The sequence below is a fragment of the Lacticaseibacillus thailandensis DSM 22698 = JCM 13996 genome (genome assembly GCF_001312865.1).
Lineage (GTDB): Bacteria > Bacillota > Bacilli > Lactobacillales > Lactobacillaceae > Lacticaseibacillus > Lacticaseibacillus thailandensis.
The window spans coordinates 132,901-146,245 of sequence record NZ_BBER01000001.1 but is presented as its reverse complement, the minus strand read 5'-3'; the positions used below and the strand labels follow the sequence as shown (position 1 = coordinate 146,245).

Genomic DNA, 13,345 nt, shown 5'->3' with positions numbered 1-13,345 from the left:
CTCCTCAACAAACACTCTTAGTACTGCACCACATTAATGACGCGCACCATACATTAACGTTGCTTAATTTCTTGCATCAAAATCTGGTTGACCACTTTCGGGTTGGCCTTACCACGAGTCTGCTTCATGATCTGACCGATCAGGTAGCCAATGGCCCGGTCCTTCCCGTTCTTGAAGTCCTCAATACTCTGTTCATTAGCGTCCAGAATATCCGTAATGATTGGCGTGAGGACTGCGGGGTCGGATTCTTGCACCATACCTTTGGCCTTGACCCAGGCCTCGGGATCAGTGTCGTTCTTGATGATCTCCGCAATGACCTTCTTGGCAATCTTGCTCGAGATGGTCCCATCGCTGATCAACTTGATCATGGCCGCAAGGTGTTCTGGTGTCAATGCAATGTCCTGCAGTTCCACCTGCTGGTCATTCAGGTAAGCCGACACATCGCCCATCAGGTAGTTGGACGCCTGCTTCGGGTCAGCACCCAAAGCCACGACCTGGTCAAAGTAGTCGGACATTTCCTTTGTGTTAGTCAGGACGCCCGCATCGTACTCAGGCAAGCCCAGTTCATGCACGTACCGTTGCCGGCGTGCAGTAGGTGCTTCGGGTAATTTAGCAGCCACTTCGTCGACCCATTCCTGTGACACAACGACTGGTGGTAGGTCGGGTTCAGGGAAGTAGCGGTAATCATCCGCTCCTTCTTTGACCCGCATCAGGATGGTCGACTTGGTTGGTTCATCCCAGCGGCGGGTTTCCGGCCGAATCGTTTTACCAGCCATCAGCAGGCCAATCTGCCGCTTTTGCTCAAAGGCCAGGGCACTGCGTACGTAATTGAAACTGTTAACGTTCTTAATTTCGGTCTTGGTCCCGTATTCCTTTTGTCCAATCGGCCGTACGGACAAGTTGGAGTCCGCCCGCATAGACCCTTCTTCCATTTTCACGTCCGAAGCCCCGGTAAACTGCACAATTTGGCGTAACGTTTCCAGGTACTGGTAGGCCTCTTCCGGCGACTTGATGTCTGGCTTGGACACAATTTCAATCAGTGGTGTCCCCTGCCGGTTCAAATCGACGTAGGAATAACCGTCGCCGGCGTGGGTGTTTTTCCCCGCGTCTTCTTCGACGTGCAACTCTTCAATCCCAATTTTCTTGGTGTGACCATCGACTTCAATCTCAACGTAACCGTTGGTCGCCAGTGGTGTTTCGGATTGAGTGATTTGGTATGCTTTGGGGTTATCGGCGTAGAAGTAGTTCTTCCGGTCAAAGTGGGTAAAGCGGGTAATGTCAGCATGGAGCGCTAACGCCACCATGATGCCCAGTGAGTATGCCCCGCGGTTCGCGGATGGCAAGACCCCGGGGTAGCCCCAGTCGATCACGTTAGTGGCCGTGTTTGGTTCGGCACCGTACGTTACCGGTGCTGGTGAGTACATCTTGCTCTTAGTCTTCAGTTCAATGTGGACCTCGAGCCCAATGGTGGTTTCAAAGTTCATTAGTTCTGCCCCCCTGGTGTCTGGTCCTTGTAATCATTCGCGTCTTCAAAGGCAGCGGCAGCCTGGTAAATCGTCGCTTCATCAAAGGCCTTACCAATCAACTGCAAGCCCACCGGCATACCGTCAACAAAGCCGGCGTTGACGGACGCAGCTGGTAGCCCCGCCAAGTTAACGGGAATGGTCAGAATGTCGTTCATGTACATCGTCAACGGATCCGTGACCTTGGCCCCAATACCAAAGGCAGTCGTCGGCGTCGTTGGACCCATGACCAGATCGTATTCCTTAAAGACATTTTCAAAGTCGCGACTGATCAGCGTCCGTACCTGCGCGGCCTTCTTGAAGTATGCGTCATAGAATCCGGCACTCAAACTGAAGGTACCCAGCATGATCCGCCGCTTAACTTCGTCGCCAAACCCTTCAGAGCGTGAACGTACGTACACGGAGTCGAGGGACTGTACGTCTTTGGCCCGGAAACCGTAGCGGATGCCATCAAAGCGCTGCAAGTTGGAACTAGCTTCAGAACTAGCGATGATGTAGTACGTCGGTACGGCGTACTGCGTGTGCGGCAGGCTGACCGTCTCCACGGTCGCACCCATCGCGCGGAACTGGTCGGCAGCGGCCTCAATTTGCGCGCGCACACCAGCATCGACCCCTTTGCCCAAGTATTCCTTTGGCAAAGCAATCTTCATGCCCTGAACGGACTGGCCGATCTTGGCACCCAAGTCCTCTTGCGGCCGTGGGACCGTCGTCGTGTCGTGCTCGTCAGCGCCGATAATGGCGTTCATCACGTGCGCAGAATCGCGGACGTTACGGGTCAACGTCCCAATGGCATCCAAACTGGACCCAAAGGCAATCAAACCCCAACGCGAAACACGACCATATGTCGGCTTAAACCCCACGACCCCATTAAAGGCCGCTGGCTGCCGAATCGAGCCACCGGTATCGGAACCCAAAGCCACCAGCACTTCGCCGGCCGCGACAGCCGCCGCGGAACCACCAGATGAACCACCTGGCACCTTGGTGTGATCCCAGGCGTTCTTAGTGATCTTCATGGCCGAGTTTTCGGTGGAAGAACCCATGGCAAATTCGTCCATGTTGGTCTTACCCACCACGATCATGCCAGCTTGCTGGAGCCGCTCAATCACAGTTGCGTCATAAATTGGCACAAAGTTAGCCAGCATTTTTGACGCCGCGGTAGTGGTGAGATCCTTAGTTACAATGTTGTCCTTAATGGCTACCGGAATTCCTGCCAGCGTAGCGTCGGCGTCGATCCCCTGGTCATCCTGGTTAGCGGCACTAGCCGTCGCTGCCTCTTGGTTCAACGCCAAGAAGGCCTGTACCTCACCATCTTTGGCCGCAATGGCCTTGAAGGTGTCGGCGGTCAGGTCAGCACTAGTGATTTTGCCGGCGACCAAGTCAGCGTGTAACTGGTCGATATTGGTTTTGTAGTAATCCACGGACTAGTCCTCCTCCTTGTCGATGATGGCGGGCACTTGAATTAGTCCGTCCTTCTCCGTTGGTACGTTGCGCATTAATTCATCGCGTGGGGTCACCATCGTAGCTTCATCGGCCCGCAACACGTTTTCCAGTACCACGTTTTGCGTCGTGACCGGCACACCCTCAGTATCAACTTCGCTGAGCTGGTCAACCATGTTCAAAATTTCGTCCAGTTGGCCGGTAAAGTGTTGCAGTTCCTCATCCGTGAACTGTAATTTGGCCAGCTCGGCTACGTGGGCTACAGATTCCTTAGTAATCATGCACCTATTACCTACTTCCCAATTAATATCGTTACTTACTTCATATTACTAACTAGCTAATTCTACCACAGCGCACGGGTTGCTGCCGACCGCTCAGCTTTGTGTGCCGAGTGACGTCATCCACGGTGCGTGGGCTTGGTGTGGCTCCGGTAACTGGGGCGTGGCCCATGGTCGAAACTACGAGCCTCACGCTCCAGCCCGTACCGGGCTGCCTGCGCAGTCAACTACACCCGGAACGATAACCGCTACCCGGGCGAAGGTCCACCCGGGCAACGGTCATCGTGGCGCGGTTTACAAAGTGGTGGTGATTCAGCACATTGACCACCAACTAGAGGCTACATTTGCACACTTAGTAGCTGCTGAAGACGTGGGTATAGAAGGATTTGGAACCCGACTTGCGTTCCGCGAAGGCTTCCATCTGCTGAACCGACTTGATGTTGATTTGAATTTCCGCATCGGACGGCAGGTACTTGCTGGCCGCCGTAACCACGTACTGGGTGAAGCTGTTGATTTCTGTCTGCCCATAGAACTGGGTCGTTACGTCAATGTTCAGTCCTTGCAACTGCCCATTTTCGTAATGTGCTTGAGCCGTGACCCCCGCGAGCTTCGGAAGAATGACTTGATCTTGCTTTCAAAGGTATTGAAGTCGCTCGATACCGTCGAGTTAATTGGCGTCTTGTTGTTGACCACCGGTAACGTCTCGTTCTTCTCGTTGACCGAATTCCAACTGGCAATGGAGTTACCCGACTTGCTGACCGCGTAGGCCACAAAGGTGCCGCCGACCAACGCATCCTGGGTGTTGCCCTTATAAATGGCAATCAGGATGGGGGTATCATTACCCACTTTACTCTTCGCACGCAACCGGGCCACTACCTTAGAAGCCATCGCTTTACCCTTAGCCGTCAAAGTTGGTGTCGAAATAGTCGTCGAATACTGTGAACCATAACTTTCCTTGGTGTAGTAATCCACCGAGTTCATCCCCAAAGCAATTGAGACCCCGCCCAGCTTCAGCTTACTGCCACTTTGCAACATGTAATCCTGTTCCAGAATGGTTTGCAGATACATCGGATTCCGGTCATTCTCACCCGTCTTACCATTATCAACCGGGTTCAAACCCAGCTTATTCTTTTTACTGTAACGACCCAGCCAGTTTTCCAACGTACTAGTACTGAGCAACTGACCCTCTTCAAAGAGGTACTTGGTCGTGGAAAACTGCTTTTTGGACAGGTCCACCAACCCGTTTTCCATGCTCCGTACATTGTAGGTGTTGTCATTCTGCGTGTTTTCGGTCAACTGTAAGCCGCGGGACTTGGATACCTTGTATTTTCCGCCCTCAATGACACTCTGGTACGTGTCATCGCTAGCAGTACCCGTAGTGGTGTAACTCGCCGTCTTGGTGGAACCCGTCGAACTACTACCGCTGCTATCAAAGTTCAAGTTACCACAAGCCGCGAGCATTAACGCTGCCACCGCGGCACCGACTACCGTTACTAACTTTTTCATCGTTACCTCAATTCTCATTTCAGTTTTCATCTAGGGACTGCATTAGTTCTGCTTCATCCATCACCCGTACGCCCAGGTTCTGGGCCTTGGTGAGCTTACTACCGGCATCAGTACCCGCGACCAGCAGGTCCGTTTTGCCGGATACCGAACCAGTCACCTTGGCACCTAGCCCCTGGAGTCGCTTAGTCAGCTCCGGACGCGAAAACGCCGCAAACTTCCCGGTGATTACCACCGTCTGGCCGCTCACAAAGCTATCCGCCGCCGGTTCTGGTGCCGCCGTCGTGTACTGCAAGTTAACACCCGCAGCTGCTAGCTTAGCGAATAACGCCGCCGATTCCGGCCGCGCACAGTACTGCACCACCGCATCCGCAATGATGGGACCGACCCCCGGCACGGCGGCAATGGTCTCAGCATCAGCGGCCATGATGCATCAACGTCGCCAAACGCCGCCGCAATCAAACTCGCCGCTTTGCCGCCCACATGCCGAATACCCAAGCCGGTCAGTAAGCGCTCAACTGAATTATGCCGGCTATTATCAATGGCCTGCAAGAGGTTCGCAATTGATTTTTCCTTAAACTTATCCAGTTGGCCCAAGTCATCAGCCGTCAGCGTGTACAAGTCCGCCACGTCGTGAACCAACCCACGCTCGAGTAACTGCGCGATGATCTTGGGCCCCAACCCGTCGATATTCATCGCACCCCGGCTGGCAAAGTGAGTCAAGCGGGCCTGCATCTGGGCCGGGCACGCTGGGTTGATACACCGCAACGCGACCTCATCCTCAATGTGCACCAGTTCAGCTCCGCAAGAGGGGCACTGGGTGGGTACCACGTACGGGTGACTGTCAGCTGGCCGCCGCTGTAGATCCACGCGCGACACCTCGGGAATGATGTCACCGGCTTTATGCAGGTACACCGTGTCGCCCACGCGAATATCCTTGGCCGCAATAAAATCAGGGTTGTGCAACGTGGCGCGTCCCACCTGGGTACCGCCAGCGGCACGGTGTCCATCACCGCCGTCGGGGTCACCACTCCGGTACGGCCCACGGTCCACTCAATATCCCGCACAATGGTGGCTGCTTCTTCAGGCGGAAACTTATACGCAATTTCCCAACGCGGCACCTTCACGGTGTTCCCCAACTCTTGTTGCAGTGCCAGGTCGTTAACTTTGAGCACAATTCCATCGATGCCATAACTAAGGCTATCGCGTTGTGCCGTGTACCGATCAATGTAATCGGCCAGGGTGCTAACGTCGTGATGCACTTCCGAACTAGGGTTGGTCGCAAAGCCGAGGTCCGCCATAAACTGAATGGCCTCGTTCTGCCGCGCGACTCCGAACTGGTCGGCGTCCATCAACGTGTACATAAACGTCGCGAGTTGCCGCCGCTGAGTAACTCGCGGATCCAGCTGCCGCAACGAACCAGCCGCAGCGTTCCGGGGATTAGCAAAGCCGTCCAGGCCCTGCGCCTCCCGGTCCGCATTGAGTTGAGCAAACGCTGCTTTGGGCATGTAGCACTCCCCACGCACCTCAAGGCTCAGTGGCCGCGGCAACTCCTGCGGAATATCCGCGATTTGCCGGGCGTTGGCAGTCACGTCCTCGCCAATGCGCCCATTTCCGCGCGTCGATGCCTGGGTGAGGTGCCCATCAGTATACACCAGTGAGAGCGACAGACCGTCGATCTTCAATTCCACGTTGTAATCAAAATCAGTGGTTGTGGTTTTACGCAACCGCGCGTCAAAGTCGGCCAACTCGTCTAGCGAAAAGACGTCGCCCATTGACAACATGGGAACTGGGTGTGGCACCTTGGTAAAATCTGGTGACACCACATCCCCCACCTGCTGGGTCGGCGAATCCGGCACCACCAACGCAGGGAAACGCCCCTCGATGGCCAACAGACGCTGGTACTGCTGGTCGTATTCGGCGTCGGTTACACTAGGCGCGTCCTCCGTGTAGTATTCTCGCCGCCACTGGTTGAGTTGGGTGCGTAATGCCGCCGCCTCCGTCGTTGCTGCAGCTAACGTTAACGAACTGACCTCAGGTTTCGTTGCCATATCGGGGTCCTCCTTACGTACTATGTAGTGATGGCCCTACGACCACCAGTTAATTGTTACTTCACAACCTTTTTAATGGGAGCAAAGGCGGCTAGGAGTCGCTTCACACCCTGATCAGGAAAGGCGATGTCGAGCTCCTGATCTTCACCCGTGCCTTCAACCTTCACCACGGTGCCCTCACCCCACTTACGGTGGGTCACCTTATCGCCGGCGGCCCAGCTGACGGTGCCAGCACCGGTAGTAGGCGCCCCCGCGACCACTTTGGCGTGATCACTGTGCTGGTGAGAACCATAGGCGGTACTTTGAGCCCGCGCGTTACGTTCCCGTGCCCAGGGTTGGTTGCTACTAGTGCTACCGGTACGACCATAATCCCGCCGATCGATAAACGGAATGTCGCTGGTCGGTGCCGCCGCATTGGCCACGTCCAACAAATCACCATCGATCTCGTCAATGAACCGACTGGCTGGATTGTTTTGGTGCTGGCCGTGGAACATCCGCGAATAGGCGTTGGTCAAAAACAGCTTCTTCTTGGCGCGGGTAATCCCCACGTACGCCAGACGACGCTCTTCTTCAAGCTCACTTTCGTCAGCTGCAGCCCGGGATAACGGGAATAACCCCTCTTCCATACCGATGAGGAAGACCACGGGGAATTCCAACCCCTTTGCGGCGTGCAGGGTCATCAGCGTGACCTCTTGCGCCTCTTCCTCAACGTCGTCCTGATCTGACACCAAGGCTAATTCGGCTAGGAAGTCGACAAAGATATCACTGTCCTCATCCTCGGGCTCATAATGGGCATCAAAATTCTGGGTCACAGTCAACAGTTCCTGCAAGTTGTCGATCCGTGCATCCGCCTCGATGCTGTGCTCATTACGCAAGGCATCCAGGTAGCCAGAGTCTTCCAGAACGGCTTCCATTAAATCACTAATGGTGCCATCCGCCCGCTTTTTGCTGAGCTTACTAATCATGTCGGCAAACTCAGCAAACTGCTTCCGCGGCCGTGTCGGAATGGGCGATAACTCGACGTTTTGTGCAGCTTCCAGCAACGACCACCCGTGTTCATTGGCAAAGGCTGTCAATTTAGCAATGCTACCCGGACCAATACCCCGCTTCGGGGAGTTTACGACCCGTTCAAAGCTGAGGTTGTCGTCACCATTAACCACCAAACTAAAGTAGCCGAGCGCATCCCGAATTTCCTTACGGTCATAGAACTTGTGCCCGCCAACAATTTTGTACGGAATGGAGCTTTTAAGGAAAGCCTCTTCGACGGAACGCGACTGAGCGTTAGTCCGATACAAAATGGCAAAGTCGCCATACTTGTAGTGACCATCACGCACCAACTTTTCAATCTGGCGGATGATGAAGTACGCCTCATCCCGTTCACTTTGAGCCCGGTAATAGGTGATTTTGTCGCCGGTCCCGTTTTCAGTCCACAGGTGCTTGACTTGCCGGTTCGCGTTGTTGGCAATCACCGAGTTGGCTGCGTCCAGGATGTTTTGCGTGCTCCGGTAATTTTGTTCCAATAGAATCACTTGGGCGGTCGGGTAATCCTTCTTGAAGTCCAAAATGTTCTGCATGTTGGCCCCACGCCAGCCATAGATACTTTGGTCAGCATCACCAACCACGCACAGGTTGTGATAACCGTCCGCCAGTAGCCGCACTAATTGGTACTGGGCTTCGTTAGTATCTTGATATTCGTCCACGTGCACGTAGTGAAACTTGCGTTGGTAGAAGGCCAGCGTGTCGGCGTCCTGCCGGAAGAGGAGAATGGTCTGCATGATCAAGTCATCAAAGTCGAGGGCGGAATCACCCCGTAACCGGTGTTGGTACTCCTTGTACACGTCGGCCGTGATCTTCTCAAACGGGCTGGCTGCCTGATCGGCATAATCCTTCGGCGTCAACAGTTCGTTCTTCGCACTGCTGATCGCACCAAGAACCGCTTTGGGATCAAACTGCTTGGTATCGATGTTCTGGTCACGCATCACGTGCTTGATCAGTGTCAACTGTTCGGATGAATCGGCAATTGTAAAGGCGCGGTTGTAGCCCAACTTTTCAATGTCACGCCGTAAAATCCGCACGCACAGGGCGTGAAAGGTGGAGACCCACACATCGCGGGCCAACTCCGGATCCAGCAACTTACCGACCGTTCGCGCATTTCCCGCGCGGCTTTGTTGGTAAAGGTAATGGCGAGAATGTTCCACGGGTTAACGTTTTGTTCCTCAATGAGGTAGGCAATGCGGTGCGTCAATACCCGCGTCTTACCGGAACCGGCGCCGGCCATGATGAGCACGGGGCCCTCAGTGGTCAGTACGGCCTCACTTTGTTTATCGTTCATACCTTTGAGAATCGTCTGTGTTGCCATTAATGAAGTGCCCCCGTGTTCTATTTGCGTCTACAATCAGTTACTAATTCTACCAAAAAAACCGGTGCCGACAAAAGGCGGGCTGGACGCTGTCAGTGATGGTAGCAACTTGGTGCGATTCGACCCGATTTACATTCGCGATGCGGCTTCAGAAGATGACGACCCTCCAGCTGTTCGGCGGGAAACAAACAGCACCAGCGATGCTCGTAACGGAGCATCGCTGGTGCTGATAATGAGCTGTTTATTGCAAACCTAACCGCTCAAAGATCGTGTCGACGTACTTGAGGTGATAGTGGTAATCAAAGGCATCCGCAATCTGCGCTGGGGTCAACGTTTTACTGATGACGGGGTCGGCTTCCACCAAACTGCGGAAATCACGCCCCTCGTCCCACGCCTGGGCGGTCAGTGGCTGCACGCGGTCGTACGCTGCTTCACGACTCAAGCCACCCACATCAATTAGTTGTAGCAACAACCGCTGACTGTATATCAGCCCGTGGGTCGCGTTCATGTTCTTGAGCATCCGGTCTGGGAACACGTCCAGTTGGTCAATAATACCCGTAAAGCGGTGCAGGATGTAGTCCAACAGCCCCGTGGCGTCCGGCAACATGATGCGTTCCGCCGAACTGTGACTGATATCCCGCTCATGCCACAAGTTGACGTCTTCCAGTGCCGGCGTGGCATATCCACGAATAATGCGCGCCAATCCCGACACGTTTTCGGAACCAATCGGGTTGCGTTTGTGCGGCATCGCCGAACTACCTTTTTGGCCGGGCCGGAAGTGTTCTTCCACTTCGTGCACCTCGCTACGCTGCAAGTGCCGCACCTCGGTCGCAAACCGCTCGATCGACGTCGCAATCAACCCCAACGTCTGAATGTAGTGGGCGTGTAAGTCACGCGGCAACACCTGCGTCGCGATATCCTGCGCCCGAATGCCCAGGTGGTCCGTAACGTACTTTTCCACGGACGGCGGCGTGTTGGCAAAGGTACCGACGGCCCCGCTAATCTTACCCGCCTCCACGTCTTGGGCCGCATCCTCAAAGCGTTGCTGGTCACGTCGCAACTCCGCGTACCAGTTAGCGAGCACCAAGCCAAACGTTGTCGGCTCTGCGTGGACACCGTGCGTCCGGCCCATCATGACCGTGTCCTTGAACTCTAGGGCCCGACGCTTGACCACTGCCACCAGGTCCGCAAGATCTTGGCGCAAAATAGCATCAGCCTGCTTGAATAAGTAGCCCTGCGCCGTGTCGACGACATCCGTACTCGTCAAGCCGTAATGCACCCACTTTTTCTCGTCACCGAGTGTCTCGGACACCGCCCGCGTGAACGCCACCACGTCGTGCCGCGTTTCAACCTCCAGACGCGCGACCTCATCCGCGTCCACACTGGCATGAGCGCGCACCGCGGCTGCATCAGCTGTGGGAACCACCCCAATCTGCGCGTGGGCTTCTACCGCCAGAATTTCGACCTCCAGCCAGGCAGCGTACTTGTTCTGCTCGGACCAAACCTGTGCCATGGCGTTGCGACTGTAGCGATCAATCATACGTTCCGTACCTCCTCGTATTAACCCCAAAGTAAACGACCGAACTACTAATGCTTGGTGCCAATCATCAAATTGATATTTGGACTAACCCTGACCGCCATAGTGCAGATAAAGCAGCCGCCACGGCCACCGTTAATCCGCGTTCAAGTCCAGTGCCAGATCCCCGGTCGCGTTGAGTTGCTCAATGACTTTGGTGGGTGCGCCCAACACGGTCAGTTCACCAAATACGGGACTGCCCTCCGGAAAGAAGCGCCAGTGCCAGTCCGGCTTGATTTGAATCTGGACGCTCACTGCGCCCAATTGCTCCGGCCGCAACGGCTTCATCACCGCACCGTCCATCACCCGCACTTCCGCTACGGGCCAACCACAAACAGCACGCATGTGGAGCGTGTACTGCGACGACGTGGTCGCGGAGGTGTATACATCTGCACTTTGATGGGGCCGGGACAGACGTTTAACGTACAGCGTACCTTCACTGGTCAAGAAAAATTCGACCGTGAACAACCCGACCTGTGTAATTTGCTCCCCGACTTTGCGCGTAATGCGCTCCATCTCCTCGGCCACAGCACTGTCTACCTGGGCCGGCAAAATGGTGTACTGCAGCTCATGGTGGGCCACCTTGTTTTCAACCGCGGGGAGTACCTGCATACCATCGGCGGTGCGAATTGCGGTAATGGCAAATTCACGCGGATGGTCTAGCCAAGCTTCCACAATGTACGGACGCTTTTCCAGCAGACCCTTAGCACGCCAAATGTCGGCATCGTTAGTCAGGGCGAGCTGCTGGTCCTGCCCGATGCCTTTTTGAATCGGCTTCAGGATGCTCGGGAACCCGACCGCGTTGACGGCCTTGTCGATGTCATCCGCCGTAACCACCTGTGCGTACGGCAGCACGTTCATGTTCAAGTCCTCCAGAAAGACTTTTTCCAGATAACGATCCTGCGCCATGGCCAGAAAGTCGGTACCGCCGGGAATTTTCTCAGCGGGTACCAAGTCATCGAGCGTGGTCGCATCCGCCACGGACTCGTCAATGTATGTAATCACCGCCGACAGGTCACGTAACTGTTCCAACGCGTCGACGTCCGTGCTACGCCCTACCAGTGGGAATTCGGCCTCCGTTAACGCCACGTCACCATTCGTGCGCGCCAGGACCGCTGCATGCATACCCAAATCGTGGGCTGCCCGTACCAACTGCAAAGCCGCTGCACCACCGCCGATGATACCAACGGTTGCGCCCGGTTCGATAAAATTACTCATGACCAACACTCCTATCCGTCTACAACCGGCTACCAACGCACACTGGCGTCAACTAACCGCCGATTACCCTTGTTATTGTAGCAGACTAGGCGTGGCGATGACCCAGACCGAACAGCCAATTTAGTAAAACTGCAGAAACGCTGGCCATCAAAATCCCGGATGACGCAAACATCTGCACCGTCTTGGGCAGCCACTGCACAATACCTGGCTGCACGGTCACGCCCAGCCCCAGGCCAATGGATATAGCGGCCACGAGTAAGTTGTGATCATCATGGAAGTCGACTGTACCGAGCATCCGGATGCCCTGTACGGCCACCATACCAAACATCACAACCATGGCCCCGCCTAAAACGGCTGACGGAATGATTGTAGCCAGCGCCCCCACTTTTGGCAGTAAGCCAAGCAGCACGAGGAAAAAGGCCGAATAAATCACCGGTTTGCGACTCTTAATACCTGATAATTGCACCAACCCCACGTTTTGGCTAAACGTGGTGTACGGGAACGTGTTAAACACACCCCCGAGCATGACTGCCAACCCCTCGGCGCGGTAGCCGCGCTTTAAGTCATCACTTTTGATCTCACGTCCCACAATGTCCCCCAGGGCAAAGAAAACACCGGTACTTTCCACCATTGATACCATCGAAATCAGGATCATGGTCACGATGGACGACCACTCAAAGTGGGGCACGCCAAAGTAAAACGGTGTGGGCACGTGAAACCAGCTGGCCGCAGCTACTGGTGCCAGGCTGACCATCCCCAAGGCGCCGGCCAACAGGGTGCCGGCTACTAAACCAATCAGAATGGCGATCGAGCGGATAAAACCTTTGCCCCACGCGTTGATCACGAGGATTACCACCAGGGTGAAACCTCCAACCAGTAGATTTTGCAAGTCACCATAACTCTTGCCGTAGTCGTCCCACCACCCAAGTTTTGAAAGGCCACGGGGATCAGCGACAACCCGATTACCGTGATTACGGTACCCGTGACTAACGGTGGAAACAGGCGCCTGATTTTGGCGAAGAAGCCCGCAATCAGGAACACAAACAACCCGGCAACAATGATGGCCCCGTACATCGTCTGAAAATCAAACTTTTGACCAATCAAAATTAACGGCGCCACCGCCTGCACGGCACACCCGAGGATGACGGGTAGCCCAATCCCAAAGAACCGGTTGGCAAAAATTTGGAGTGCTGTCGCCACCCCACACATAAAAATGTCAATCGAAACTAGATAAGTCATCTGTGCGGAGGAAAAGTGCAGCGACGCGCCAATCAAAATAGGCACTAGAATCGAGCCGGAATACATTGCCAAGAGGTGCTGGATGCCCAGCACAGCAGCTTCGGGTTCCGTCAAATGTTGCGTAGAGCTTTGTGCCATGATAACCTCCTCGATTTACTCGT

Annotated in this window: 5 protein-coding genes and 4 pseudogenes; all 9 read right to left on the bottom strand. The window is 54.9% G+C overall.

What is annotated here, in order from left to right:
* Positions 1 to 53: 53 nt before the first annotated feature.
* The 9 genes and pseudogenes from gatB to JCM13996_RS00700 all read right to left on the bottom strand — a co-directional run bounded on the left by gatB (position 54) and on the right by JCM13996_RS00700 (position 13,322).
* A complete protein-coding gene (gatB, locus tag JCM13996_RS00740; protein ID WP_054749222.1) occupies positions 54 to 1,484 on the bottom strand; it encodes an Asp-tRNA(Asn)/Glu-tRNA(Gln) amidotransferase subunit GatB in 1,431 nt (476 codons plus the stop codon).
* Positions 1,484 to 2,941: an Asp-tRNA(Asn)/Glu-tRNA(Gln) amidotransferase subunit GatA gene (gatA, locus tag JCM13996_RS00735; protein WP_054749221.1), complete on the bottom strand. Its 1,458-nt coding sequence runs from the start codon at positions 2,939 to 2,941 to the stop codon at positions 1,484 to 1,486. The genes gatB and gatA overlap by 1 nt, the downstream gene beginning before the upstream one ends.
* Before the next feature lie 3 nt (positions 2,942 to 2,944).
* Entirely contained in the window at positions 2,945 to 3,241 is a 297-nt protein-coding gene (gene gatC, locus JCM13996_RS00730; RefSeq protein ID WP_054749220.1) for an Asp-tRNA(Asn)/Glu-tRNA(Gln) amidotransferase subunit GatC, read from the bottom strand.
* 349 nt (positions 3,242 to 3,590) lie between these two features.
* Positions 3,591 to 4,744, bottom strand: a pseudogene (locus tag JCM13996_RS00725) (CamS family sex pheromone protein).
* A 19-nt stretch (positions 4,745 to 4,763) separates the two neighbouring features.
* Positions 4,764 to 6,792: pseudogene (gene ligA / locus JCM13996_RS00720) on the bottom strand (NAD-dependent DNA ligase LigA).
* A gap of 56 nt (positions 6,793 to 6,848) precedes the next feature.
* Positions 6,849 to 9,151, bottom strand: a pseudogene (gene pcrA / locus JCM13996_RS00715) (DNA helicase PcrA).
* A gap of 241 nt (positions 9,152 to 9,392) precedes the next feature.
* Positions 9,393 to 10,691, bottom strand: a complete 1,299-nt coding sequence (gene purB, locus JCM13996_RS00710; RefSeq protein ID WP_054749219.1) for an adenylosuccinate lyase — start codon at positions 10,689 to 10,691, stop codon at positions 9,393 to 9,395.
* A gap of 132 nt (positions 10,692 to 10,823) precedes the next feature.
* Entirely contained in the window at positions 10,824 to 11,945 is a 1,122-nt protein-coding gene (locus tag JCM13996_RS00705) for an ATP-grasp domain-containing protein (RefSeq protein WP_054749218.1), read from the bottom strand.
* An 85-nt stretch (positions 11,946 to 12,030) separates the two neighbouring features.
* Positions 12,031 to 13,322 (bottom strand): annotated as a pseudogene (locus JCM13996_RS00700) (nucleobase:cation symporter-2 family protein).
* Between the last annotated feature and the right edge of the window lie 23 nt (positions 13,323 to 13,345).

What these genes read in the sequence shown, in the direction of transcription:
- gatB (WP_054749222.1), bottom strand. Translation starts at nt 1,484, where the DNA reads ATGAACTTTGAAACCACCATTGGGCTCGAGGTCCACATTGAACTGAAG.
- JCM13996_RS00705 (WP_054749218.1), bottom strand. Translation starts at nt 11,945, where the DNA reads ATGAGTAATTTTATCGAACCGGGCGCAACCGTTGGTATCATCGGCGGT.
- gatC (WP_054749220.1), bottom strand. Translation starts at nt 3,241, where the DNA reads ATGATTACTAAGGAATCTGTAGCCCACGTAGCCGAGCTGGCCAAATTA.
- purB (WP_054749219.1), bottom strand. Translation starts at nt 10,691, where the DNA reads ATGATTGATCGCTACAGTCGCAACGCCATGGCACAGGTTTGGTCCGAG.